At 61.2% G+C, this 25,596-nt stretch carries 25 protein-coding genes; 8 read left to right on the top strand and 17 right to left on the bottom strand.

The annotated features are described in order from the left end of the window. Nucleotides 1-9 precede the first annotated feature (9 nt). The 4 genes from DMY87_RS14910 to DMY87_RS14895 all read right to left on the bottom strand — a co-directional run bounded on the left by DMY87_RS14910 (nt 10) and on the right by DMY87_RS14895 (nt 4,638). On the bottom strand, nt 10-996 hold the full coding sequence (locus tag DMY87_RS14910) for an ABC transporter permease (RefSeq protein WP_110792419.1): 987 nt from the start codon (nt 994-996) through the stop codon (nt 10-12). Then, complete coding sequence (locus DMY87_RS14905; RefSeq protein ID WP_110792418.1) at nt 993-2,015, bottom strand: ABC transporter permease; 1,023 nt, start codon at nt 2,013-2,015, stop codon at nt 993-995. Before DMY87_RS14905 ends, DMY87_RS14910 begins: the two co-directional genes overlap by 4 nt. Further along, nucleotides 2,008-3,522 (bottom strand): sugar ABC transporter ATP-binding protein, encoded by a 1,515-nt coding sequence (locus DMY87_RS14900; RefSeq protein WP_110792417.1) that lies wholly within the window; start codon nt 3,520-3,522, stop codon nt 2,008-2,010. The genes DMY87_RS14905 and DMY87_RS14900 overlap by 8 nt, the downstream gene beginning before the upstream one ends. Nucleotides 3,523-3,654: 132 nt before the next feature. Further along, a complete protein-coding gene (locus DMY87_RS14895; RefSeq protein ID WP_110792416.1) occupies nt 3,655-4,638 on the bottom strand; it encodes an autoinducer 2 ABC transporter substrate-binding protein in 984 nt (327 codons plus the stop codon). 237 nt (nt 4,639-4,875) lie between these two features. On the opposite strand from DMY87_RS14895, the gene DMY87_RS14890 reads away from it, so the two are divergent. The 5 genes from DMY87_RS14890 to DMY87_RS14870 all read left to right on the top strand — a co-directional run bounded on the left by DMY87_RS14890 (nt 4,876) and on the right by DMY87_RS14870 (nt 9,554). Continuing rightward, nucleotides 4,876-5,940, top strand: coding sequence for a LacI family DNA-binding transcriptional regulator (locus tag DMY87_RS14890; RefSeq protein WP_110792415.1), 1,065 nt, complete (start codon nt 4,876-4,878; stop codon nt 5,938-5,940). A gap of 279 nt (nt 5,941-6,219) precedes the next feature. Further along, nucleotides 6,220-7,650, top strand: coding sequence for an APC family permease (locus DMY87_RS14885; RefSeq protein ID WP_165826248.1), 1,431 nt, complete (start codon nt 6,220-6,222; stop codon nt 7,648-7,650). After that, nucleotides 7,647-8,027, top strand: a complete 381-nt coding sequence (locus DMY87_RS14880) for a hypothetical protein (RefSeq protein ID WP_110792413.1) — start codon at nt 7,647-7,649, stop codon at nt 8,025-8,027. The genes DMY87_RS14885 and DMY87_RS14880 overlap by 4 nt, the downstream gene beginning before the upstream one ends. A gap of 9 nt (nt 8,028-8,036) precedes the next feature. Further along, nucleotides 8,037-8,957: a carbon-nitrogen hydrolase family protein gene (locus DMY87_RS14875; protein ID WP_110792412.1), complete on the top strand. Its 921-nt coding sequence runs from the start codon at nt 8,037-8,039 to the stop codon at nt 8,955-8,957. 15 nt (nt 8,958-8,972) lie between these two features. Beyond that, nucleotides 8,973-9,554, top strand: a complete 582-nt coding sequence (locus DMY87_RS14870) for a TetR/AcrR family transcriptional regulator (RefSeq protein WP_110792411.1) — start codon at nt 8,973-8,975, stop codon at nt 9,552-9,554. 22 nt (nt 9,555-9,576) lie between these two features. Here DMY87_RS14870 and DMY87_RS14865 read toward each other — a convergent pair whose 3' ends face one another. The 10 genes from DMY87_RS14865 to DMY87_RS14820 form a co-directional block, all read right to left on the bottom strand. Continuing rightward, nucleotides 9,577-10,653: an ABC transporter ATP-binding protein gene (locus DMY87_RS14865; protein ID WP_110792410.1), complete on the bottom strand. Its 1,077-nt coding sequence runs from the start codon at nt 10,651-10,653 to the stop codon at nt 9,577-9,579. Beyond that, a complete protein-coding gene (locus tag DMY87_RS14860) occupies nt 10,650-11,450 on the bottom strand; it encodes an ABC transporter permease (protein ID WP_110792409.1) in 801 nt (266 codons plus the stop codon). The genes DMY87_RS14865 and DMY87_RS14860 overlap by 4 nt, the downstream gene beginning before the upstream one ends. 3 nt (nt 11,451-11,453) lie before the next feature. Continuing rightward, the gene (locus DMY87_RS14855; RefSeq protein WP_110792408.1) at nt 11,454-12,311 is read right to left on the bottom strand and encodes an ABC transporter permease; all 858 of its coding nucleotides are present in this window, start codon (nt 12,309-12,311) and stop codon (nt 11,454-11,456) included. 72 nt (nt 12,312-12,383) lie between these two features. Further along, nucleotides 12,384-13,394, bottom strand: coding sequence for an ABC transporter substrate-binding protein (locus tag DMY87_RS14850; protein ID WP_110792407.1), 1,011 nt, complete (start codon nt 13,392-13,394; stop codon nt 12,384-12,386). A gap of 49 nt (nt 13,395-13,443) precedes the next feature. Further along, complete coding sequence (locus tag DMY87_RS14845; protein ID WP_110792406.1) at nt 13,444-13,773, bottom strand: NIPSNAP family protein; 330 nt, start codon at nt 13,771-13,773, stop codon at nt 13,444-13,446. 5 nt (nt 13,774-13,778) lie between these two features. Further along, on the bottom strand, nt 13,779-15,242 hold the full coding sequence (locus DMY87_RS14840) for an aldehyde dehydrogenase (protein ID WP_110792405.1): 1,464 nt from the start codon (nt 15,240-15,242) through the stop codon (nt 13,779-13,781). Between the two features lie 7 nt (nt 15,243-15,249). Next, a complete protein-coding gene (locus tag DMY87_RS14835; RefSeq protein ID WP_110792404.1) occupies nt 15,250-16,287 on the bottom strand; it encodes an LLM class flavin-dependent oxidoreductase in 1,038 nt (345 codons plus the stop codon). A 4-nt stretch (nt 16,288-16,291) separates the two neighbouring features. Beyond that, nucleotides 16,292-17,212 carry a flavin reductase gene (locus DMY87_RS14830; RefSeq protein WP_110792403.1) on the bottom strand — a complete coding sequence of 307 codons (921 nt, stop codon included), beginning with the start codon at nt 17,210-17,212 and terminating at the stop codon, nt 16,292-16,294. Between the two features lie 20 nt (nt 17,213-17,232). Continuing rightward, complete coding sequence (locus DMY87_RS14825; RefSeq protein WP_110792402.1) at nt 17,233-18,033, bottom strand: alpha/beta fold hydrolase; 801 nt, start codon at nt 18,031-18,033, stop codon at nt 17,233-17,235. Next, complete coding sequence (locus tag DMY87_RS14820) at nt 18,008-18,610, bottom strand: amino acid synthesis family protein (RefSeq protein WP_110792401.1); 603 nt, start codon at nt 18,608-18,610, stop codon at nt 18,008-18,010. The genes DMY87_RS14825 and DMY87_RS14820 overlap by 26 nt, the downstream gene beginning before the upstream one ends. Nucleotides 18,611-18,708: 98 nt before the next feature. On the opposite strand from DMY87_RS14820, the gene DMY87_RS14815 reads away from it, so the two are divergent. After that, nucleotides 18,709-19,404 (top strand): GntR family transcriptional regulator, encoded by a 696-nt coding sequence (locus DMY87_RS14815; RefSeq protein ID WP_110792400.1) that lies wholly within the window; start codon nt 18,709-18,711, stop codon nt 19,402-19,404. Nucleotides 19,405-19,500: 96 nt separating this feature from the next. On the opposite strand, the gene DMY87_RS14810 is transcribed toward DMY87_RS14815, so the two are convergent. Genes DMY87_RS14810 through DMY87_RS14800 form a run of 3 tightly spaced genes read right to left on the bottom strand, consistent with a single transcriptional unit; the run spans nt 19,501 to nt 23,494 of the window. After that, entirely contained in the window at nt 19,501-20,529 is a 1,029-nt protein-coding gene (locus DMY87_RS14810; RefSeq protein WP_110792399.1) for a histone deacetylase family protein, read from the bottom strand. Next, nucleotides 20,529-22,583 carry an ABC transporter permease gene (locus DMY87_RS14805; protein WP_110792398.1) on the bottom strand — a complete coding sequence of 685 codons (2,055 nt, stop codon included), beginning with the start codon at nt 22,581-22,583 and terminating at the stop codon, nt 20,529-20,531. Before DMY87_RS14805 ends, DMY87_RS14810 begins: the two co-directional genes overlap by 1 nt. Continuing rightward, entirely contained in the window at nt 22,538-23,494 is a 957-nt protein-coding gene (locus tag DMY87_RS14800) for an ABC transporter substrate-binding protein (RefSeq protein WP_110792397.1), read from the bottom strand. Before DMY87_RS14800 ends, DMY87_RS14805 begins: the two co-directional genes overlap by 46 nt. A gap of 194 nt (nt 23,495-23,688) precedes the next feature. Here DMY87_RS14800 and DMY87_RS14795 point away from each other — a divergent pair, with 194 nt between their 5' ends. Next, entirely contained in the window at nt 23,689-24,486 is a 798-nt protein-coding gene (locus DMY87_RS14795; protein WP_110792396.1) for an SDR family NAD(P)-dependent oxidoreductase, read from the top strand. Further along, complete coding sequence (locus DMY87_RS14790; RefSeq protein WP_110792395.1) at nt 24,483-25,508, top strand: ATP-binding cassette domain-containing protein; 1,026 nt, start codon at nt 24,483-24,485, stop codon at nt 25,506-25,508. Before DMY87_RS14795 ends, DMY87_RS14790 begins: the two co-directional genes overlap by 4 nt. The last annotated feature ends 88 nt before the right edge of the window (nt 25,509-25,596 follow it).

Raw genomic sequence — 25,596 nt, 5'->3', positions numbered from 1 at the left:
CATACTCCTCTATTTGTTTTTCTTAATGAATTTGACCGAAACCCAGCGCAGCATCATGACGGCGATGAGCAGCAGCCCCCAGAAGGCCGTCGCGAGATGCTGGTTTGCACCGAGCAGATTGAGCCCCGACGACAGCAGTTGCAGGACGACGAGGGCGACAAACACCGGGATCACCCGTCCGAAACCGCCGAAGGGATTGATGCCGCCAAGGAAACAGGCGAGCACCGTGATGAGCAGGTAAGATTCGCCATGGCCGACGCGCACGGAGTTGAAGCGTGCGAGCATGATGATCCCGGCAATTGCCGCGATCGCCCCGGACAGCACATAGACAAGCACCAGCACCTTGCGCGTATTGATGCCGGAATAGCGGGCGGATTCGATATTGGAGCCGATCATATAGGTCGAAAATCCGAGCTTCGTCCGCGACAACACGACGTGTGTCGCGGCCACGCAGCCAAGAAGGATCAGCAGCGGCACCGGCATTCCGAGTATGCTGCCATGGCCGATCGGCGCGACGAAGCTCGGGAAGCCCGAGATATCGCCGCCACGGGTCAGAAACTCGCCGAGACCGCGCAGGAAGATCATCATCGACAATGATACGAGGATTGGATGGGCTCGGGTAAACGCGATGACCAGCCCCATCACCAGTCCGCTGGCCGCTCCGACACCGATGGCAAGCATGGATCCGAGAACGAACGCCGCCGGACCGGCATCGATGCCACCATTCGCTTGCAGAACCCAGGCGAGCGTCAGACCCGCTATGTTGGCGGTGAAGGTGATTGCAAGGTTCAGACCACCGGTCAGGATCGGCATCAGCATGGCGAGCGTCAGGATCCCGAGTTCCGGCAGCTGGAACGCAACGGAGCCGAAGGTGGCGGCGGTAAAAAACTGCGGCGAAGCGAGGCCGAAGACGATCAGCACCGCAAGGAGTGCGGCAAGTGGCCCGGCCATGTCAGGCCCGAAGATGGCGTTGAAACGTGCGACGAGCCTATTCATGCCGCCCCTCCCTTTGAATCGGTATCGGACAGAGCCTGTTTGCGCGGGCCGAAAAGCCCATCAAGGCGCCCGCTCGACAGCGTGATGGCGACGAGGATGATCGCGCCGACAATCATCTTGAAGGCGAAGGGCGATACGCCCATCAGGTTCAGGCCGTTCTGGGTGATCGACACCAGCAGCACCCCGAGCACGCAGCCCATGACCGAGCCCTTGCCGCCGCCCAGGCGGGCACCGCCCAGAACCACGGCGGCCAGCACGTCGAGCTCCCGGCCGTAAAGGGCATTGGGCACCACTTCCTGGGCATAATGTGCCTGCATCAGCCCCGCGATGCCCGCCATCAGCCCGAGCCAGCCAAAGGCGATATACTGCATCGCGCCGACATTGATGCCGAAGCGGCGCGCCCCTTCCGGATTGTCGCCAAAGGCATAGAGCTGGCGGCCGGTCGTGGTCCGCGTGACGAAGAGCCATGTGGCGACGACGCAAATCAGCATGACGACGACGGGAAGCGTGATTTCAGCCCAGCTGCCGTCGGCCATCTCCCGCTCATAGACAATCACGCGCGTCGTCAGCCAGTCGGGCAGGTTGTAGATCGACACCCCCTTGGTGAAGAACATCAACAGACCGAAATAGACATTGAAGGTCGAAATCGTCGCAACGATCGAGATGATGTTGAAGCGGTGGATCAGGAAGGCATTGATCAGTCCGAGAGCGATACCGAACACTGAGGCGATGAGCAGCCCCGAGATCCAGTCGCCGCCGCCGATCTGGGCGAGTGCAAGCGCGGTCGCGTACTGCACGACCGAAGCCGCCACGGCAAACGAGATATCGATGCCGCCTGCGATCAGCACCACGAGCAGGCCCACGGCGAAGATGATGTTGACCGCACTGATGTTCAGCAGGTCGAAGGCATTGCCGAGGGTGAAGAAGCGATCGGTCAGGAACGAAAGCGCAAGGCTCATCGCCGCGATCACCAGGATCAGGACCATTTCGGTCGTGTGGGAAACGAGCAGCTTACGCATATACGGCCGCCTCCATATCCGTGAGCGTCGTCATGCGCGGATCATAGCTCGCCTTGATCCTCCCCTTGTCCATATGAAGGACCCGGTCGGCGTTGAAAAAGACTTCCGGCACTTCGTCCGAAATCAGGATGATGGCGAGACCCGCCTCGGCAAGACGAGCCACGATCTCGAAGATGCCGGCCCGCGCGCCGACATCGACGCCCACAGTCGGGGCATCGAGGATCAGGACCCGCGGGTCCGTGGCCAGCCATTTGGCAATTGCCACCCGCTGTTGATTGCCGCCCGAGAGCGTGGAAATCGCGTCTTCGGGACGTCCAATCTTGACGCCAAGGTCAGCAATCCAGCGTGAGACGAGTGCCTTCTTGTGATCAGGTGCGATCAGCCCGCGGCGCATGATGCGGTTCAGAGACGCCATGACCAGGTTGTCGGCAATCGATTGCGGTTGATTGAGGCCGAGCGCCAGCCTGTCCTCGGAAAGATAGGCGATACCGGCCGAGATCGCCTCCCGGTTCGACGCAAACGACAGCGGCCGCCCATCGAGACGGATCTGCCCCGCATCCGGACGTCGCATGCCGAAGAGGGTCAGTGCGAGTTCTGTGCGCCCCGACCCCAGAAGGCCGGTGATGCCGAGCGTTTCCCCGCGACGCAGATCGAAACTGATCTGCGAAAACTCCCCGTCCCGGCTCAAACCCTCGACGGAAAGCACCACCGGTTCTTTTTCCATGTCGCGGGCACGAACGTTCTGATCGAAGGTCCGACCGGTCATCAATTCCGTGACCTTAGACTGGGTCATGCCTTCGACCGGGTAGACGCCGACGAGTTTTCCATCCCGCAGCACGGTCAGGCGCTGCGAGATTTCCAATACCTCGGCCAGCCGGTGGCTGACGAAGACGACCGCCACGCCCGACGCCGAGAGATTGCGCACGATGTCGAGCAGATAGTCCGTTTCGGTCTGGGTGAGCGAAGCCGTCGGTTCGTCCATGAAGACGATCCGGGCGTCCCCGACCAGCGCGCGCGCGATGGCGACGATCTGCCGTTGCGCAATCGCGAAATCCTTGAGCGGCCGGTCGACATCGAAGGTCACGCCAAGTCGCGCGAGCGCCTTCTCTGCAATGTCCCGGATCCGGGTATAGTTGACGAGCCGTGGCGTGGCACCAGACAGCGTCTGGAAGGCAATGTTTTCGGCCACCGTCATTTCGGGAAACAGGGCAAGGTCCTGCCAGATGACCTGAATGCCGAGGGACTGCGCCTTGCCGGGGCTCATCTGTGCGACGGGCTCTCCGTCGAACACGATCTCGGCGCCGGGCGCCGGACGATAGACGCCGGTGATCACCTTGATGAGTGTGCTTTTGCCGCATCCGTTTTCGCCGGCCAGGCAGTGCACTTCACCGGGCATCACCTCGAACGAGACGTCTTTCAGGGCCTGCACGCCTCCGAACGTCATGTTGATGCCGCGCAACGAGAGAAGCGGCCGGGCCACCTTGCCCTGATCCGTCACGGTATTCATGGAAGAACCTGTCTGCTGTCATGCCGGGTTGGGTCCGGTGTCCGGCTAAGGGCTGCCGGACACCGGTTGCTCAGCGAAGATCCGGAGCTGCAGGGGGCTACAGGTCCGGAACCGGGGAGGTCTTTCGCTGGATCAGAGCCCCATGGCCGCGAGTTCGTCGACGGTATCCTTGTTGATCGCCAGCAGCTGGTCGACGATGATGTCGTTGCCAGCCGGCTTGATCACGCCGAGACCCGGGATGTCGTCGCCTTCCTTGATGCTTTCACCCTTGATCAGGCGGTCCGCCATGGTGACGAACACTTCGCCAGCCTGCTTCGGATTCCACATGAAGCCGCCGGCAATGGCATCGGCCTTGATCAGCTTCTGGCCCTGGCCTGGCGAGAAAGGACCGATGACGAAGATCTCGCCTGTCTTGCGGCGTTCTTCGACGGCACGGCCGGCACCGATCGGTCCCTGGCTGCCGAAGGCGAGGAATCCCTTGAGATCCGGATGCGCCGCGATCAGATCGAGCGCGGTGGAGCGGCTCTTGTCGACATCTTCTGCGACACCGTAGCGATCGCCGACCAGTTTCATGTCGGGATAATTCTTCTGGAGATAGGCGATGGCCGCATCTGCCCACGCGTTGTGGAGCGGGACGGTGAGCGAGCCGACATAAACGGCATACTCGCCCTTGCCACCCATCTTCTCGGCAAGCAGCTTGGCATGCGCTTCACCGAAACCTGTCGATGACGCGAGTTCGAAATTCCAGTCGGCGCCCTTCTGCGAGGGCGATTCATGCGTCACGACCTTGATGCCGGCCGCCTGCGCCTTTTGAAGTACGGGCTCAAGGACCTTGGCGTCGTTCGGAACCACGCCGATGACCTTGACGCCCTGGGCGATCAGGTCTTCGATGGCACGGACCTGCAGAGCCGGGTCCGCACTGGTCGGACCGACCATGAAGGCGTCGATCCCGAGCTTCTGCCCCTGTTCCTTGATGCCGGCCTCCATGGCATTGAACCACGGAATGCCACCGATCTTCACGACGACACCGACTTTCGGCGCATCGGCCGCGTAGGCGACAACGGCACCGGCAAGCGAAAGCGATGCGGCAAGAGCCGCCACGATAAGCCTTTTCATGTTCTCTCCTCCTCAAGGATCGTCAAAAACGATCTCCACCCGCAGCCTTCGCTCACGGACGTCTCAGGTTTCCTCTTGGCCCGGGAATACCCTTGCCTCCCATCGCCTCCTCCGGCGAACCACCCTGCACAATCGATGTTTCTTTTTTGCACAATCGATGGTGCAATCAATATCCGTCAAGGTTACACTTTCGTCAAGAGGGGAATTTTCCTAAAGAAGGCCGGCAGGGAGACGCAGATGAGTGACATGGGGAAAAAGAAGGCGACGATCTATGACCTTTCGGTCCTGTCGGGATGCTCGCCATCGACCGTGAGCGCCGTCTTGAACGGCAGTTGGCGCAAACGGCGCATCAAGGAAGCGACCGCGCAGCTGATCCAGGGGCTCGCGGAAGAGCATCAATACACCGCGAATTTGCAGGCCCGGGGACTGCGCTCCTCACGTTCCGGCCTTGTCGGCCTGCTCCTGCCCATCCATGACAACCGCTACTTTTCGTCCATGGCACAAACCTTCGAGGCGGAGGTCAGAAGCCGCGGGCAATGCCCCGTCGTTGTCAGCGCATGCCGTGACCCTGACGAAGAGCGGCAGATCGTCGAAACCCTTATTTCCTATTCGATCGATGAGCTGTTCATCGCCGGCGCCACGGATCCGGACGGCGTCCACGAAGTTTGCATCAAGGCAGGCCTCAGGCATGTCAACATCGACTTGCCCGGCACACGCGCGCCCTCGGTGATCTCCGACAATTTTGAAGGTGCGCGCATGTTGACCCGCGCCATCATCGAGCAGGCCCAGCAGGACGGTGCGGTCCCGATCACCGCAGACGAGGTCTACCTCTTCGGCGGTCGTGACGACCATGCGAGCCGCGAACGCATTCGTGGCTTCCGCGACATCAAGATCGCGATGCTGGGAGAGAGCCCGGAAGCCTGCATCCAGCCGACAGGTTACTCCCCCGCCATGACAGCGCGCGCCTTTGAAACATTCTACGAATCCCATGGCAAACTGCCACGTTGTTTCTTCGTCAACTCCTCGATCAACCTCGAAGGCCTGATGCGCTTTCTCGGACAGCATCCACACGAGACCTTCGCCGACATCGTGGTCGGCTGCTACGACTACGACCCGTTCGGATCATTCCTGCCCTTCCCCGTTTACATGATCCGGCAGGACAGCGAGGCCATGATTGCCGAGGGGTTCCGGATCCTCGACTCCACACGCCCTCCGGCGATCACGCATCTCATTCAGCCGATGCTGGTGCCTCCAAGGACCGCGCTCACCGGACCGCTTGATGCCCTGAAGGACATCGACTGAAGGCAGGTTGCGCTTGCCCCGGTGACGGGCAAGTTCTGCAACCCGCTGAATTGGCGGCCCATTTTCGTGCCGCGTTTGTCTCAACTCCAAAATACGAAACCTGCCGCCGGTCGCGATCCGCCACGCGTCCGCGCGCTCCCTTGCCCTGCCATGCGGCATATCGGGCATGGCGCGTGCGGTGGCCTCGATCACCCAGAATTGAGCACGATTGACAATCGACGCAACTCTCAAATAGTCTCCCTATCATTTGATAGGGAGACTCAAATGGGAGAGCAGACTATGAAAACATCGACACAGGGAGACGCCAGCCAACTGGCTGACCTCGGGTTCAAACAAGAGTTGAAGCGCGATATCGGGTTGTTCTCGGTATTCTCGATCGGCGTGGCGACAGTGGCGCCCGTCGTCGGCCTCTACGCGATCTTCTCGCTTGGAATTCAGCTGACGGGACCGGCCTGGATCTGGCTGCTTGTTCTGTCCTTGGCCGGCCAGTTGACGGTTGCCTTTGTCTATTCGGAACTGGCATCCGAGTTCCCGGTGGCGGGTGGGCCTTATCACTGGACGAGCCGGCTGGCGGGCAAGGGCTATGGCCTGGTGACCGGCATTATCTATGCCCTGGCGGTCACCGCCGCCTTGGCGACCGTTGCCTATCTGGCAGCCCCGTGGGTCAGCCTGCTCTTGACCGGGACCGAACCCAAGGGAATTGCACGAGCGGCCATCGCGATGGGGCTGCTTCTGGCCGCGCTCATCGTCAATGCCCGCGGCATACGCCTCGCGTCGTTCCTGGTGAACATCGGCATTGCGGCAGAGGTCCTGGGTTCGCTCGGCATCGGCCTCGTCCTGATCCTGTTCTTCCAGAACCAGCCGGTCAGCCTCCTTGTCGAAAACCTTAGCACGGCCCCGACGCTCGCAACCTATCTGACGGCACTTGCCGTATGCGGCTGGGCCTTTGTCGGTTTCGACGCCAGCGCCTCGGTCGCCGAGGAGACGGCGGGCGCCGGCAGCAACATTCCAAGAGCCATCATGGGGGCGACGGCCACCGTCGGCGCACTCGTCGTCCTCGTTGCCGCAGCCATCACCCTGGCCAGTTCGAACGTCCAGGCGCTGGTCGCCGGAGAGATTGCCGATCCCGTGACGGCGGCGGTGACCGAAAACCTCGGCGCCTGGTCCGAACGACCGTTTTACGCGATCGTCGTCACCACCTTCATGGCCTGCATCGTTTCCATGCAGGCCTATACGGGCCGCATCGTTTTCGGCCTGGCCCGTGACGGAGCACTGCCCGGCTCCAAAAAGCTTGCCGGCGTGAGCACCGGCAGCAAAGTCCCCCTCGCGGCGATGGCACTGGTAACGGTGGTGGCGGGTCTCGCCCTGCTACTCGGTTTGAATGACCAGGCGATCGGCACGATGATTTCCTTCGGCACGATGGGGCTTTATGCCACCTTCTTCCTGGTGGTGGCAGCCGCGCTCTATGCGCGGGCAAGCGGACGATGGAACCCGGCAGGCGCATTTCGCTCTGGCGCGCTCGGCATGCCCATAAACACCATCGCCTTTCTCTGGCTGGCCTTTGAAACCGCCAACATCGCGTGGCCACGTCCCGAACTCGCACCCCCCGGAGCCTCAAGCCTGCTGGTGGCTGCACCGCTGATCATCTTCGCGCTTGTCACCGCTTTCGCGATCATCCTCGCCACCCTGAGACACAAGGAACAAAAATGACCTTCATCACCCAAGCAGGGCTCGTGCTTCTGTCCATCGGCGGGATCTCCGGAATGTTGCTCTCCGTCGCTCTGGACAAGCCAAAGGGCTGGTTTGCAATCAAGCAGATCTCGCGCCTTCGCCAGGGTCACGTCGATGCTTTGATCATCGGAACCGTTCTGCTGGCATTGGGCTATGGCGCCACAATGCTGCACCCGGCCATTGGCTGGCTGCTCATCGTCAGCGGTTTCTATACAGCAATCGGCACGGGCGCCCTTGCCTGGTGGCCCGATTGGCCGACGCGCACCCGCCTCGTCTGGTGGCTGGACTTCTGTTCCCTGTCCACCTTCGCATTCGGACTGACGGCTGCAGCCGTTTCCTCCTTTCTTTATTCATGAGGTCAATCCATGACGAAACTTCACATCATTCAAGACACGCCGCCGCTCCTTGATCTCGACGCGGCGATCGCCATGGCGCAGCAGGCCATTCGGGTCGCGGCGCAGGATGGCGCAGATCTCGTAGTCTTCCCCGAAACCTGGTTGGGAGGATATCCGTCCTGGGTATTCGGCATGGCAGGCTGGGACAGCGCAGAGGCCCGCCACTGGTTCGGAAAACTGGTCGAGGCCAGTCTCGTCCTCGACAGCGCACCAGGACGCGCCCTTTGTGATGCCGCACGCGAAGCGGGCATCACGGTGGTCATGGGCATCAACGAGCGCGCCCGGTCTTCGGCGTCGATCCTGTTCAACAGCATGATCACCATTGGCCCGGACGGCACGCTGCTCAACGTCCACCGCAAGCTCCTGCCGACGCACACGGAACGAAACGTCTGGGCACCCGGCGATGCTGCCGGACTGTTGGCCGTCGACACTCCGGCGGGGCGCATCGGAGGCCTGGTCTGCTGGGAGCACTGGCATCCCCTCGCCCGGCACGCTCTTCATGCCTCAGACGAGCAGATCCATATCGCCGCATGGCCGGACATGCCGATCTCGCATCAATTGGCCTGCCGCACATATGCCTTCGAGGGTCGTTGCTTTGTGGTAAGCGCCGCCACCTACCTCCCCGTCGCGCGTGTGCCGGAAGCGCTCCGCGAGGCGTTCATATCAGGTCTTGGCGGCGAGGATGGCCTCAAGGGCGGCTCGGGGGTCGTCGGCCCGGACGGCGAATTCCTCGTCGGCCCTGTATTCGGCGGCGAGACAGTCGTTGCGACAATTGATCTTGCCGACACGATCCGCTTTAAGCACGATCTTGATGTCGTAGGCCACTACGATCGCAGAGACGTCTTCAACCTGACCGTCAACCGACGCCGGGAGATCGGAGGCGCGGTCTAACGCAGGAGAAGCCTCATGGAAACAGCCGATACGAGACAGGAAATCCTGATTCAGGCATCGAAGCTGTTCAAGAGGCTGGGCTACCGCGCCACCACCACACGCGAGATCGCGAAGGCTGTGAATATCAAGCAGCCTTCGCTCTTCCACCACTTCCCCAACAAGAAGGCGATTGTCGAAGAAATCTTCGCCCTGAGCCTGAATGAAGCCGCCATCCGGATCGATGAGGCATGCCGTCAGCCGGGCTCGGTGTCTGAACGTCTGCACCAATACCTGGTCTGGGATTTTTCCAGTCTCCACCGCATGCCGATGGCCATGTCCGCCATCTATACCGGCGACGCCCTCAAGAGCCCCGAACTGGCCGAACTGGCCGACAAGCTCAAAGCCTTTTATCGCTCTCTCGAAGACCTAATTGCCCAGGGCATCCGCAGTGGCGAGTTCGTCGAGATCGACCCCGCGCTGGGCCGACTGATGGTCGCCAGCATTACCATCGCCCATCTTGAATATGCCGAAGAGGCGGTGATCGAAGACCCCGACCGCTTGGCACGCGAGGGCGCTGATTTCGTCTTGCGCGCGTTTCGACGTCCCGAACAGGCCTAACCGCCGGCATCGGATCGTCGCGTCAGGCGAAAGCGTGCGTCGTCTGCGGTTCGAAGCTCAACCAAGCCTGATCGCCCCGGCTGATGCTGGAGATTGCCTCGTGCCCGAAGGGCAGGCGCACGGACAGGCTCTCGCCATTACCCGTCTGCGTACTCACCTCGACATTGTTGCCGAGGAAGGTGATGTCGTTGATCGTCACGGCCAGACCATTGTCGATCCGCGCGCTGGACAGTGACAGGCGTTCCGGCCGCAGCAGCAGCGATGCCGACTTGCCGGCCGCTTTGCCGGCATGCATCGGCACGCCGTCGACGACAGTGCCGCCCGGCAACGAGAGCTTGGCCTTGCCATCCGCCGCCGAAAGCACCTCCGCATTGATGAAATTGCTGTCGCCGATAAAGCCCGCGACGAAATGCGTGGCCGGGTTGGCATAGAGTTCCTGACCGGTGCCGATCTGGTCGATCTCCCCCTGGCTGAAGACAGCGATCCGGTCGGAGAGCCGCAGCGCTTCTTCCTGGTCGTGGGTGACGTAGAGAATGGTCACGCCGGTTTCCTGGTGAATGCGGCGGATCTCGAACTGGATCTCCTCGCGCAGCTTCTTGTCCAGCGCCGAAAGCGGCTCGTCCATCAGGAGGACCGGCGGATTGTAGACAAGCGCACGGGCAAGCGCCACGCGCTGCTGCTGGCCACCGGACATCAGCGCCGGCTTGCGATCTTCGAAGCCTTCGAGCCGCACCAGCTTGAGGGCTTTCTTGACCCGCTCGGTGACCTCCGCCTGGCCGACACGACGAATGCGCAAGGGGAAGGCGACGTTTTCACCGACGCTCAGGTGCGGGAAGAGCGTGTAGCGCTGAAAGACCATGCCGATATTGCGTTTGTGCGACGGGGTCGAAAGCAGGCTCTGACCTTTGAGCAGGATGTCGCCATCTGTCGGATCCTGGAAGCCGGCGAGGATGTAGAGCGTCGTCGACTTGCCCGATCCGGACGGACCGAGAAATGTCATGAACTCGCCCTCGGCCACGTCCATGGTGACATCCTTGACGGCGGTGAAGGCACCGAAGGTCTTACGGATGCCGCGAATGCTGAGAAAGGGTTCGGTCATTTGCTACGTCCCTTGCGGAAAAGTGCGGCCAAAACCATCAGGAGAATGGTGAAGGCGATGAGGAGAGTGGAGGCAGCCGCGATCACCGGCGTCAGGTCCTGGCGCAACGTCGCCCAGATCTTGACCGGCAAAGTCTGCAGGGTTGGGCTCGCCATGAAGATCGCCAGCACCACCTCGTCCCAGGAGGCGAGGAAGGAGAAGACGGCAGCGGCAAAGATGCCGTGGCTGACGGCCGGTACAGTCACCCGCAGCCGGGCCTCCCACGGGCTTGCGCCACACAGAATGGCCGCATCCTCGATCGAGCGGTCGAAGCCATCGAGAGCATTGCCGATCGAGATGATCGAGAACGGCAAAGCGATCAGAAGATGCGCAATAACAAAGGCGAAAGTCGTCCCTGCGAGGCCGAGCTTGAGGAAAAGCGCGTAGAGCGAGACAGCGAGCACGACGACCGGCAGGATCATCGGCGTCAAAAACAGGGCTCTGAGTGCATCGCGACCGTAAAAATCGCGGCGGTTCAGCCCAAGGGCGGCCAGAAAGCCGATGACCACGGAGAGCACGGTGACGATCGAGGCGATCTTCAGGCTCGTCCAGGCCGAATAGAGCCAGCGCGGATCAGCGAAAAGGTCGTGATACCACTTCAGCGTCCAGGACGGCGGCGGGAAAATCAGCCATTGCGACGAGCCAAAGGAGAGCGCTGCAATGAAGGCGATCGGCAGGATCAGAAACAGACAGACCAACGCCGTCAGACCGATCAGGACGATTTTGAGACCGCCGAGCTTATCGAAATCGAGCAGCATGCTTCACCCTGCCTTGTTCGGATTGAAGTAGCGCAGTTGCACGGCGTAAAGTGCGAGCGTGACGACGAGAAGGACCAGCGCCGCAGCGCCCCCCATCCCCCAATTCACCAGCGACTGGACGAATTGCGCGACAAGTTCGGCAAGCATCATGTTCGCGGTCCCTCCAAGCAGTGCGGGCGTGACGAAGTAACCGAGCGACATGACGAAGACCATCAACGCACCGGAGGCGACGCCGGAAGCCGAAAGCGGGAGGAGCACCCGAACAAAACACTGCCAGCGATTGGCGCCACAGAGTGCTGCGGCCCTGAGCGTCGCGGGATCGATCGAACGGATCACACCGATCAGCGGCAGGATGACGAAGGGCAGCATGATATAGGTCATGCCGATAGTGACGCCGACGAGGTTGTTGACCAGTGCCAGCGGCTTGTCGATCAACCCCAACCCGATCAGCGTCTTGTTGATCACCCCGGTGCGCTGCAAGAGAACCATCCAGGCATAGGTGCGCGCGAGGAGATTGGTCCACATCGACAGGATAATGATGGCGAGCACAATGCGCGACCAGCGCTCGGGCATGATGGCCAGCAACCAGGCGACGGGATAGCCGATGACGACCGAGATGAGTGTCACCAGACCTGCCACGATAAACGTATTGAGAAAGATGCGCAGATAGGTGGTCGACCCGAGAAGCGCCTCGTAATTCTGAAGTCCGAGTTCCGGCTCGAGAATGCTGCGCAACAGCAGCATCAGCACGGGTACGATGAAGAACAAAAGCACGAGCAGAAAGGCCGGCATCAGATAGCCGAATGCCCCGTCCCGTTTGGACGGCTTGGCGCCACCGCCGATTTTTGCCGCTAAGGTCATGTCTGGTCTTCCGGTGTTCGCGGTTGGTTGGGCCGGACATGCCGGCCCAACCTTGCGGTCGCGCTTGGGATTTTACTGGGCCTGCCAAGCGTACCAGCGTGTTCCGATTTCATCACGGTGCTCGGCCCAGTAGGTCATGTCGGCATTGACCTGCGTCTCGGCCTGCATGTCGGGAAGCGTTTTGCGGATCTCGGCATCCATCAGAAGATTGGAGTCGAGATTGGTCGGAGCATACCCGGTTTCCATGGCAAAGCGGGCCTGCGCCATGTCGGTTGTCGCATGGGCGATAAATTTCATCGCAGCGTCCTTGTTCTTCGTTCCCTTGGGAACGACGAGGGCATCGGCAGCGGTGATGTTGTTGGTCCAGGAGGTCTCGACATTGACACCCGTTTGGGCGAGCGCTGTCAGACGACCATTCCAGAAGGAGCCGAAAGGCGCCTCGGCAGACGCGAGCAGCTGCTGCGACTGGGCGCCACTATCCCACCAGACGATGTCGGCCTTGATGGTGTCGAGCTTCTTGAAGGCGCGATCGAGATCGAGCGGATAGAGTTTGTCTGCCGCAACGCCGTCAGCAAGCAGGGCAGCTTCGATCACGCCGGGAGCTGACCACTTGTAGAAGGCGCGCTTGCCGGGGAACTTGGCGGTATCGAAAACATCCGCCCAGGTCTTCGGGCACGCCTCGACGGCATCCTTGTTGCAACCGATGACGAAGGAATAATAGAAGCTGCCGACGGAGTAGTCGGTCACGAAACGCGGATCGAGCATCTTCTTGTCGATGATCGAGAAGTCGAGTTTTTCCAGAAGTCCGGCGGCACCGGCCTGGACGGCATAGTCGCCTTCGACGTCGACCACATCCCAGGTCACATTGCCGGCTTCGACCATGGCTTTGATCTTGCCGTAGTCTGTCGGGCCGTCCTGCACGACGTTGATCTGGGTCTGCTCGGTGAACGGATCGGCCCAGTTCGTCTTCTGAGCGTCCTGGGTCGTTCCACCCCAACTGGTGAACACCATGTCGGCGGCATGCGCCGGGCCGGCAAAGGCTGCGGCGGTTGCCATGAGGGCGATAATCAGATGCTTCTTCATGTTTTCTCCTCCCTGAGAAAAGCGATGGATCGCTTGTGAGACTGCGTGCCTAGGCGGGGTTTGTGCCGCCAAGTGGCGAAAAGGCTGCGGGTGACATGATCTTGTTGTCCGCCGTGACGATGAGGTCGCGGATCTTCGGCAGGAAGGCCTGCCAGTCCGGGTCGGCCATCAGACGCGCGCGACGAGCTTGGCGGTCATCAAGGCTCTCGAAACCCCAGATGTGGACGATCTCGTTGATCGGCCCGATTTCCGAGGAAAAATAGCCGACGAGATTGCCGAGATGCTTCTTCTGGATCGCGATGCCGATCTCGCCGACCACCTTGAGGTATTCGGGGATGGCGCCGTTCTTCAGCCTGTAGGTCCTGATCTCGTAGAACATCGCCGTCACCGCATCACGAAGGGGTCTGGGAAGGGTTCGTCGGATGTCCGAAGCCACACGGTCTTTGTGCGGGTGAAATCCAGTGCTGCGGCCATCCCGCCTTCCCGTCCATGACCCGATTGGCCATAACCACCAAAGGGCGCGATCGGCGAGACGGCACGGTAGGTATTGATCCAGACGATCCCGGCACGGATGCGTTTCACCATGCGGTGCGCGCGTGTCAGGTTCTGCGTGAACACGCCGGATGCGAGGCCGTAGCGGGTGTCATTGGCCAGAGCGACCGCCTGATCTTCACTGGTGAAGGAAACGACGGACAAGACGGGACCGAACAGCTCCTGTTCGAACGAGGGCGATTGCACGCCATCGCAGTCGAGGATCGTGGGCGGGTAGTAGAAGCCGTCACCCTCGACTGCCGAGCCGCCTGTGACGACCTTCGCCCCGGCCTCAACGGAAGCAGCGACCACGGTTTCGATATGCGCGCGCTGGCGCGCCGTGCAGAGCGGACCGACTTCGGTCGCCATGTCGAGCGGCGTGCCGATGCGGATGGCTTCCGCCTTTTGCTTCAGCAGGGCGAGGAAAGCGTCCTTCACCGAGTGTTCGACGATCAGCCGCGAGCCGGCGACGCAGCTCTGGCCGGTGGCCGCAAAGATACCGGCGACCTGCGCATTGGCGGCACTTTCCAGGTCGGCATCGGCAAAGACGATGAAGGGCGACTTGCCGCCGAGTTCCAGCGAGGTGCTGGCAAGGTTTTCGGCCGAGTTGCGAACGACCTGCGAAGCCGTGGCCGGTCCACCGGTAAAGGCGATATGGGCAACGCCCGGATGGCGCGTCAGCGCACTGCCACAGGAGGGACCGAAACCGGTGATGACGTTCAACACCCCCTTGGGGAAGCCTGCCTCATGCACGAGACGGGCAAATTCCAGCAGAGGTGCCGGACCATCTTCCGAAGCCTTGACCACCAATGTGCAGCCGGCAGCAAGCGCCGGGCCGATCTTGACCGCCGCGAGGAAGAGCTGGCTGTTCCAGGGCACGATGGCCGCCACGACGCCAACGGGCTCCCGCCGGGTCCAGACATCCATATCGGCCTTGTCGATCGACAGCGTCGAGCCTTCGATCTTGTCCGCGAGCCCCGCATAATAGCGGTAATAGTCGGCCACATAGGCGATCTGGGCGGAGGTCTCACGGATGATCTTGCCGGTATCGCGGGTTTCCAGCTCTGCAAGGCGGGGAGCATTGGCCTGCACGAGATCCGCCAGCCGATACAACAGCTTGCCGCGAGCGGTCGCCGTCATCGCCGGCCAGGCGCCGTTCCACAGTGCCTGCTCGGCAGCCTTGACGGCGCGATCGACGTCCGCTTCGCGGGCTTCCGGCATGGAGGCCCAGACCGCGCCCGTCGCCGGGTCGAGGCTGTCGAACCGTGCCGAACCGTCGTCGAAGACACCGTCTATGTATTGCTGGAACCGCTGCATATCGACCTCACCGGAACGCTGGCATGACATCGGCGATGAAGCGCTCGAGCGAAGCTTTCTTGCGCTCGAAGCTCATGCCGGTGTCGATCCAGAACGAGTATTCGTCCCAGCCCTGGGCCTCGTATACCTTCAGGCGGTCGATGACGGTTCCGGCATTGCCGATCGGCATGTTGGTCGTCATCTTCTCGGGCAGCAGATTGGGATTGGCCGCCAGTTCCTCTTCGCTGAGCGTCTGGATCAGGCCCTGGCTGATCGGGCGCTCGTTCTTGAACCAGGCGAAGAAGTAGTTGTAATAGGTGCTGATTTCCTTGGCGGCCTGGGCGATATCGGCCTCGTCCGATCCGACATAGGTATGCTGCAGCAGCATGATCTTCGGGCGTTTCACCTGCGGCGCCTTCTCGCAAGCCGCATTGAAGCGCTCCATCAGGCTGGCAATCTCGGCCTCGCCATTGGCGAGCGGCGTGCATTGCACGTTGCAACCGTTGGCGACAGCAAATTCATGGCTGTTAGGATCGCGGGCTGCAACCCAGATCGGCGGATGTGGCTGTTGAACCGGCTTCGGCGCCGAAGTGGTTGCCGGAAATTTCCAGAACTCGCCGTCATGGGCATAGTCACCCGCCCAGACACCCTTGACCGCCGGAATGAGCTCACGCATGCGCTGGCCCGCACCCCAGGCGTCCAGGCCGGGCATCAGGCGCTCATATTCAAAGCTGTAGGCGCCGCGGGCAATGCCGAGTTCGAGCCTGCCACCGCAGATGAGGTCGGTCATCGCCGCTTCGCCCGCCAGCTTGATCGGATGCCAGAAGGGCGCAATCACCGTGCCGGTGCCAAGCCGCACGTTCTTGCAGCGGTTTGCCAGATCGGCGAGGCTGACGAAGGGGTTCGGCGCGATGGTGAAATCCATGCCGTGATGCTCGCCGGTCCAGATGGCGTGCATGCCGCCCTTGTCGGCGATCTCGCAAAGCTTGATGAACTCCTCGTAGAGTTCCTCGTGGTTCTGGCTGGCGTTTAGCCGTTCCATATGAACGAAAAGCGAGAACTTCATCGGATTATCCTTTTTTGGCCACGGCGTGGACGCGGCCCTTTTCCTGATTGCCGAAATAGATACCGAAATTGCCGAGCATGCTTTCCTGCCCGTAGCGCTTCACGGTCTCGCGAACGGCTGAATCCTTGATCCTGTCGAGGGGCAGTTGCTGCAAGGGGAACAGCTGCCCGACCTTCGGCACACCCTCGCCGAGCGCCGCCCGGTAAACGATATGCTGACGACCGGCATTGGTGTCGTCATAGATCGAGTAGAGGAGGCCCGTACGGATCGACAGGCCGATCTCGGCTGTGAAGTGCGCCTCCAAAGCCTCCATGCTCTCGCTTTCGGCCTTGTCGAAGAAAGGCAGCGTCAAGCCGTCGTCACCATCGGGCACGAGAAGGATCTCGCCGGACCGTTCAGCGACCGCGCCGAGGCAGAGGCTGCCATCGACATTGGCCAGCAGGTTCTTCTCCGTGAGAGCGGGAGTGAAGTATCCACCCCGCGCATAGCCAAGTCCGGTCCTGCCCGAATTCTCGAAGGCCTCGATCTTGCCGATCAGAATGACATGGTCACCGGCATCGACACGATCATGGGCCGAGCAATCGAACCAGGCGGCAACGTCCGAGAACACCGGCGAACCGAACGGGCCGGCCCGCCAGTCGACTGCGGCAAAGCGATCCTCGACGGGGCGCGCAAAAGTATTGGACACATCCTTCTGATCCTCGGCGAGGATGTTCACGGCAAATCCGCGCGCGGTCATCAGCGTCTGATAATTGCGCGAGGTCTTTGCCAGGCAGACCAGAAGCAACGGTGGATCGAGCGAAACGCTCGTAAAGCTGTTGGCGGTAAAGCCGATCGGCGCGCCCTCGTCAGAGACCGTCGTCACGACGGTCACCCCGGTCAGGAATGCGCCGAAGGCGTCCCGAAGCGCTCTTGGATCACTCATTGTCACTCCTCCCAATCCCTTCATCGCGCCGGCTGCCAGGTGAGCCAGTCGGCCAGTGTCTCACTCGCCTCCTCCGGCGCCGTGAGATTGACCATGTGTCGATGGCCCCTGATAACCACCGCTCGCCCGTGCGGCGCAGCCCTGGCCATCTCCTCGGCCATCTCGGCCGTCGAATTCTTGTCGCCATCGCCGGTCAGAAACAGCGCCGGGCAGGTGACCTGCGGCCAACGATCCGAATAGACGGCATCGCCCGTGGCAAAAGCGCGGTATGCCGCCGCATAGCCCTTGGGATCGACCGCCTGCAGGAGGTCATGCACCAGGCGATAGGCGGCACCATCCTTCTCCGCATCCGAGAACCACCGCTCCAGCGGGGCCTGCCGGTCAAAATTTCCCGAGACGATTTCATCCGCCCGAGCTTCCACGGCCTGCCGCGCTGCCGGCGTACGTTTGTGAACGCCGTTCAGAAGCGCAACCCGGCGAAGCCTGTCACCTTTCGTTGCGGCAAATCCGGCCGCAATCAAAGCCCCCATGGAATGTCCCGCAACACTCACCGCGTCGAGCCCGAGTTCATCAACCAGCCCTGAAAACCAGGCAACGAAATTGGGCAGCTCCGGCGCAGCATCGAGCGGTCGAGAGAACCCATGCCCCGGGAGGTCGACAGCAATCACGCGATGCTCGCGGGACAGGCGCTCGATCTGCGGCCCCCAGGCCTCAATCCGCATGCCCACCCCATGGATCAGAACCAAGGTTTCACCACCCTGGCCCCGGTCAACATAGGCAACACCGGAAGGGGTCTCAGACCGCGGCAGGGTTTGCAGCATCGTGGCCAAGCTCCTTCAGATCCTGGTAACGGTCGCCGATCCGGTGATGCGGACGACCGCCGATCGATGCGCCGAGCGCAACGACGATCTCATCGGCTGCCGGCGCATCCGGGATGGCGCACTGGATCGTCAGGTAATGCGACCGGCGCCCTTCATCGTTCTTGTCCATCAGCGGGATCATGATCGGCGCATTGGCCGGGCCGCGCGTATTGCAGAAGGCGAGATAGGACTTGGCGCCGACAGCCGTGCGGTAGTGGTTTCCGAACCGGAGCGTGTGGATCAGCGCCGACGCATGTTCGATTTCACCATCAAGACCGACCACGGCCGACTTGCCATAGGCCTCGACGACTTCACCCGATCCGGCCGTATCGATGATCATCTTCGTCAACAGTTCGCCGAGGATCGGGGCAACCGCATGAATTTCCGGCTTCAGGTCCTCGACGTAACCACGACCGGCCCACGGGTTCTTCACGACGGCCAGAGCCGCAATCAGCTTGAGCGGTACGGAAGCCTCTTTCCCGCCTTCGATATGCGTCGTTTCAATCTGAAGAAACGTCTTGCGGATCAGCGATGCCATCAATTCTCTCCTGCAAACTCATCTGCCTGTATGTTGGTATACCATCATATCAGATGTCAATGGCTTGCCGGAATCATTTTTACCGACTATGCAAAAGCATGAGCAAAAATGCCGACAGCCTTGCCGCCCTCAGGATCGAAACCCCGCCGGCCACCTTGCGCGAGATCGCTCTCGACCGCATGCGCCGCGCCATCATCAGCGGCTTGTTCGAGCCGGGTGCGCGGCTCGTGGAACGAACGCTTTGCGACCAGCTCGGCGTTTCGCGCTCGGTCATCCGGGAGGTGATCCGTCACCTTGAGGCCGAAGGCCTTGTCGAAATGCTCGCCAAGCAGGGGCCAATCGTGGCACGGCTGGAATGGGATGACGCACGCCAGATCTATGAGATCAGGGCCGCACTCGAGGCGACCGCCGTTGCGGATTGCGCTCGGGTGGCCGATGCCCGGGTGAAGGACGAGTTGCGTCAATCGCTCGATGAACTTGAGCAAACCTCCAGACAGAACTCCCCGCTTGGCATCCTCGATGCCACGACGAGTTTCTATCGAACCATTTTCTACGCAGGCGGCCACACGATCGCCTGGGACATCGTCAGCCGCTTGAACAGCCGCATCTCGCGCCTGCGCGTCATGACACTGTCGACCACAAACCGAACGACGTCGGGCCCCGCGCAAATTCGCGAGATCTTCGCCGGTATCGAGAGAAACGATCCTGACGCCGCAGCGGCAGCCTGCCGCGCCCATGTGGCCGCAGCAGCATCAATCGCCGAGAGCATCATCGGCGGACGGAAATCGACCTAAGGGACCGGCCGCGACGGCATTCCCGGAAGCGGACATGCAACCCGGTGCGTACGGCCTGCGGTTCTCTCCCGAAGCCGGTCACCATGATCTCAGGCCTCACCGGATGGAATTGGACTTGAGGACGCGAGCAACGCAGTCTCCGAGCGCCGCCTTGTCGTACCCACCTTCGAAGACGAACATCTTCGGAGCCTTCAGCGAAGCAATCGCATCGCCAATGCGCGAGAAATCCTCCTCCTGCAGGTCGAGCTTTCCGGAGGGGTCGCCGCTGTAGCCATCGACACCGAGCGCGATGACGACGAAGTCCGGAGCAAATGCTCGGATCCGGCCACTTGCGGCATCGAGCGCTGCCGCATAGGTGCTCCAGGTCGAACCTGGCGCCAGGGGCAAATTCACATTGAATCCCTCCCCCGACCCGCCGCCCGTCTCATCGGCATAACCCGAGAAATACGGGTAGTCGTGAGCGGGGTCCGCATGGATGGACACGGTGAGCACGGAAGGATTGGCCCAGAAGATGTCCTGCGTGCCGTTGCCATGGTGGGCATCGACATCGAGGATGGCAACACGAGCGCCGCTCGATCCGAGCGTGGCTGCGGCCAAGGCCGTATGGTTCAGGTAGCTGGTACCACCGCCCATGTTTCGACCGGCATGATGGCCAGGTGGCCTCACAAGGGCGAATGTCGGCTCGCCGGTCGCCGACAGATGGTTGGCTGCGGCACGAGCAGCCCCGGAAGCCCCCGTCGCCGCGGACCAGACATGCTCGGTGATCGGGCTCACTCCATCGAAGAAATAGTAACCGAGCCTGCCCTCGATCGCCTGCGGTATGCGTGGCGGGCGATTGCGGTGTGGCCACACGAAGGCGATACCGTCGAGATCCGGGCTATAGCTCTTCACCCATTCGTCCCAGGCCGTTTCGAGAAACGACAGGTAATCATGATCGTGAACGGACAGAAGTTCGTCTGACGTCAAACGCGGGCAATCGGTTGGAGCGCCAAAACCCCGCGCAGAAAGGACGTCCCAGACAAGGTCGATGCGATCGGCTGTCTCGATCGTCGGAACGAGCTCACCGGGAATGAGCTCGCACTTCGCTTCGTGGGCGCGATGTGCACCATGCGTGAAGATTTTCATCAGGCCACCTTTGCCTTTCGTGACTTTTCCGGAGAGCAGCTCTCTGCAGCCGCGTTCATGATCCGATCGATCAGAATGGCGAGTGCACAGATGGCCAGACCGGCAACCAGGCTTCGACCCGCCTGAACCTTGGCAATGGCCTCGATGGTCTCCAGTTCCAGGCCCCGCGTGCCGATGAGCGACGTGATGACCACCATGCCGACGGCCATCATCAGCGTCTGATTGAGGGCCAGCAAAAGCCCCGGCCACGCAAGCGGCAGGCGCACCTTCATGAAAGTCTGCCAGTAGCTCGCGCCGAACATGTCGGCCGCTTCCAGCACGCCTTTGTCCACCTCCTTCAAGGCATGGGAGACATAACGGATGGTCGTCGCCATGGAATAGATGGCAATGGCAAGGACACCGGAGACATCACCCGGGCCGAGAAGCATCACGATGGGGATCAGATAGACGAAAGATGGCAGGGTCTGCAGTGTCGTGACGATCGCGTCGGTAAACTTGTAGACCCGTCGCGACGATGACGCCCACATGCCAACCGGCACGCCGACCAGAAGAGACAACAGAGTTCCGGCAAAGACCAGATGCAGCGTGATGATCGCCGGCTCCCAATAGCCGATGGCGGAGATCGCAAGGATGATCACGACGGAGAGCAGAGCAATCTGCGGCCGGCCAAGCGCGAGGCATAGGATACCGATGCCCAGTGCGGCCGGGAACCAGCCGATGCCCTGCATGACACCGAGCAGCGGTCGCAATATCCAGAAGGTCGTCGTCGCCCGGAAGGCCTCGAAGAACCATCCCCAATGCCCGTTCAACCAAACGATGGCTTTCGACCAGATGTCCGAGGACGACACCGTCCAAGCTGCCGGGAACTGACGAAAGGCCGGAACCAGAAGCGCCAGAACGACGGCAAGCAGGACAACGGACCCGAAGACGATGGTCCGCTTTCGCTTCTCCTGGCCGTCCTGATGGGACGGACGCCGGGTGGCGATGGCATGGCCGAAACTGTAAAGGTGTATGGCCATCAGGGTAATGGCGATGCCGGCTTCCAGTCCACGCCCGAACCGGAGTGACTGCAGCGCCTTCAAGACCTCGCCGCCGAGACCACCGGCCCCGATCATCGACGCCAGAATGACCATGGCAAGGGACATCATCACGAGCTGGTTCAGTCCAAGCAGGATATCCGTCCGCGCTGTCGAGATCAGGATCTTCCTCTGCTGTTGCCAGAAATTCGCGCCCGTCATGTCCGCGAGCTCCATGACCGAAACGGGCACGCGCCGGAGCGCATAGGCCGTTGCCTTTGCCATGGGCGGCAGGGCGAAAATCATCGTGGCCACCAGTGCCGCAACCGGACCGAAGCCGAACAGCACCAGCACCGGAACCAGATAGCTGAAAGGCGGGATCGTCTGCATGATGTCGAAGATCGGGTTGAGCACGGCCTCCAGCCGCGGCCAGCGCCACAGCGCGATACCCGCCAGAAGGCCGATCACGACCCCGAGAGCGATGGTGACCGACACCGATGCGAGCGTGAGCATGGCCTCGTTCCACAATCCGAAAACGGCGAAATAGGCGAAGGTCGCAAGGGTGAAGATGGCGAGGCGATAGCCGGCGGCCAGCCAGGCAGCCGCGGCAAAAAATGCCGTCACGACAAGCCAGGGCATAGGTGGAATCGTCGCGCGGGCACCACTCGCATCCGTGTAGTTCCAGCCGTTCGCCAGCGCGCTCTGGATGAACCGCATCGGCACGCCCAGCACTTCACCGAAACTGCGCGTCCACATCCGAAGCGGCTGATCGAAAATTACCGTACGGCGGAGAAGCTGATCGAGCCACTCGTTGGCCGTCGCCTGCAACGGGATACGATAGGCGTCTGGCCAGACATACAGGCTTTCCGGCAAGGCTCCCCTGGCGAAATAGCCGATCAGCACGACAGCGAGCGCGGCCCAGAGCAGAACTTTCGTGCCATTGACCCGCAAAGCGCCGGCGGCCGAAGCCGCCGTGCCTTCTGAACCTGCCATCAACGCAGCCATGACGACCAGATCCCGGAATTCGCGTCGATCCATTCCTGGGCCGCCTGCTCCGGCGTCACGCCGTCGACATCCTGGCGGGAAATTCCCTTCGCAACGTCGTCCGACGTCAGCTTGAACTGATCGAAGATCTTGAGCACGTCGGGCGCCTTCTCGGCGAATTCGACATTGTAGAGCTTGACGATGTCACCGGTCGACAGGGCGCAGTCCCAGACCGCATCGGGGTTTTCGCCCCAGCTCGGATCGGTCGGGCAGCGATCATCGTATTCCGGAAACTCGACGAACTTGCCCTGGTCGGAACCGTAGAGCCAGTGGGGGGTCATGCCCCAGCCGATGATCGGTTCCTTTTTCTGGATCGCACCCTGCATGGTCGCAACCATGGTGCCCACAGTGCCCGGCAGCGTGATGTGAACGTTGAGACCCAGCGCCTTGATGCGTTCATCATCATAGGCTGCAAAGTCGGGCGGCGTCCCGAGATAGTTGATCTGGTCGCCTGAGGCCGATGTCGACAAAGCCTTGATGCAGGCCGGGTCCTTCAGCGCCTTCCAGTCGGGAAGACCGGGGCAAAGCTCGCCCACATAGTTGGGATACCACCAGGTCTCCTTGGTCTTCACACCTGCAGAGCCTGCATTCTTGACCGAGCCGGACTCGACCGTCTTGTCGATCAGATCCTTGCTGGTGCCCCAAACGGCCGGCGACAGATCGACATCGCCGAATTCCAGGGCGGTGAAATGCGCCGTGTAATCGATCTTCAAATATTCGACGTTGTAGCCGGCCTTCTGCAGAACCTGGCCGAATGTGTAATCGACAAAGTCGGAGTCAGGCACGTTGTAGACCGGGATCCGAACGGTGCCCTGGAACTTGGCGTCCTGGGAGAGGGCCATCCCGGTTGAGGAGGCAAGCGCTGCCGCGATGGCTATGGTCAACTTGATACGGTGATTTTTCATTAACGTTCCCCTTTTCACTGCGTCCCAAGTGAGAGCCGATCGAGGCAATCTGTCAATCACAAAATTATCCCAAAATGAAAAAATACCGATATTGACGCGTTTTTCTTATTGATTTGTGATTTTTTTGTGCTTCTTATGGTTTTAACAATGTGAAGGCTTGGCGACGCCGCTACGGCCTGCTGAGAGGGAACCAGATGAAAATCCAAAGAGATACGCCGGTCGCAATGGTCACGGGAGGCTCGCGCGGCATCGGCCGTGCGACGGCAGAGCACCTTCTCAGGGAAGGCTATGACCTGCACGCCACCTACCGGACGAAAGCGGATGCCGCCGCAGGGCTCGTTGCCTATGGCGAGAGCCTGGGTCGACAGGTCACCCTCCATCAACTGGATACGAGCTCGAAAGACAGCCAGAACCGGTTCATTGAGGAGCTTTCCGGCGTCTCGTTCGACTGCATGGTCTTCAATGCCGGCATGATCGAATTCGAGGATTTCTCGGAATATGACGAGGACATCTGGGACAGGACGCTGGAAACCAATGTCAGCTCGATCCTACGCCTGTCGGTTCGCCTGCAGAACTCGTTGGTGGATGGCGGCTCGATCGTGGTGGTTTCGTCCACCGACGGTCTGATCGGCGCCTATGCCAGCATGGCCTATGCTGCATCGAAGGCCGCGCTCAACAACCTCACCCGCAGCCTCGCCTGCAATTTCGGCCCGCGGAATATCCGCGTCAATGCGGTGGCGCCAGGCTGGATCTCCACCGACATGACCAATGAGGGGTCCTCGGACTCCGCCTCGGTTACCCCGCTGGGCAGAGATGGCACACCGGACGAAGTCGCCAATGTCATCGGGTTCCTGGCATCGAAAAAGGCGAGCTTTGTCAGTGGCGCAACGATCGTCGTCGACGGTGGTTACACATCCTCGGATCCCATCATGCTGAACGAGGCCAGGCACTTCCAGGCCTCCAAGGTCGCCGAATCGGGAGAACAGCAATGATTATCGAATGTCAGAAACTGTGGAAGGTATACGGGGACGGCGGCGCGGCTTTCGGCAACGAGGACCGGTCTGTCCAGGAGAGGATCGAACTGGCGGAAAAGGCCGGCGCCTATGTCGCACTCGCCGACATCGACATCGGCGTCGAACGCGGCGAGACCCTCGTTGTCATGGGACTGTCGGGATCGGGAAAATCAACGCTGCTGCGTTGCCTGACCAGGTTGATCGAGCCGACATCCGGCGAAGTCAGGTATGAGGGGCGGCCGATCACCAATCTGCCGCGCACCGAACTGCTGGCCCTGCGCCGGCAACATATGAGCATGGTGTTCCAGAACTTTGCGCTGCTTCCACACCGCACGGTCCTCGGGAATGTCGAGTTACCGCTGGAAATTCAGAAGCAGGATGCAAGGTCTCGCCGGGCGGCCGCGCTCGAGATGATCGAGCTGGTCGGTCTCAAATCCAAGGAAGACCACTATCCGCACGAGCTGTCCGGCGGCCAGCAACAACGTGTCGGCATTGCGCGCAGCCTGTGCAGCAATCCGTCGCTCTGGCTTCTCGACGAACCATTCTCGGCCCTCGACCCCCTCATCCGGCGCGAAATGCAGGACGAAGTTCTACGGCTGCAATCCTCTTTGGCAAAGGCAGTCATATTCGTGACGCACGACTTCGAGGAAGCGGCGCGCGTGGGTGACCGCATCGCCATTCTGCGCCGGGGTCGCCTCGTTCAATGCGGCACGGCAGAAGAACTCGTGAGCAACCCGGTGGACGATTATGTTCGTGCCTTTACTGCCGAGGTGGATCGTGGCCGGGTCTTCAAGGTCGAGCGTTTCATGGAGAGAGGCGAACCCCAGGCTGCCGATAGACTTGTGCCGATGAACACCAGCCTCAAAGACGTCTCGCGCATCTTTGCCGAAGGCGCAAATGTTTTGGCGTTTTCTGACGACAAGCATCAGACGGTCGGTTTCATGCGACGGGAAAAACTCGGCGAGGCCTTGGCGGCTGCCGAGTTCGGTGGCCCGTTCTAGGCGAACGTTGAACGCACCAGCTGGAAGCCGGCTCTTCCTGTCGAGGCATCGTCGCGTTCGAAGTCGGGGAGCACGGTTTTTCGTGCGA

This window comes from Peteryoungia wuzhouensis, assembly GCF_003205195.1.
In the GTDB taxonomy this organism is placed as follows: Bacteria; Pseudomonadota; Alphaproteobacteria; order Rhizobiales; family Rhizobiaceae; genus Allorhizobium; species Allorhizobium wuzhouense.
Note: the sequence above shows the minus strand (reverse complement) of the source record. Positions and strands in the feature narration are given on the sequence as shown.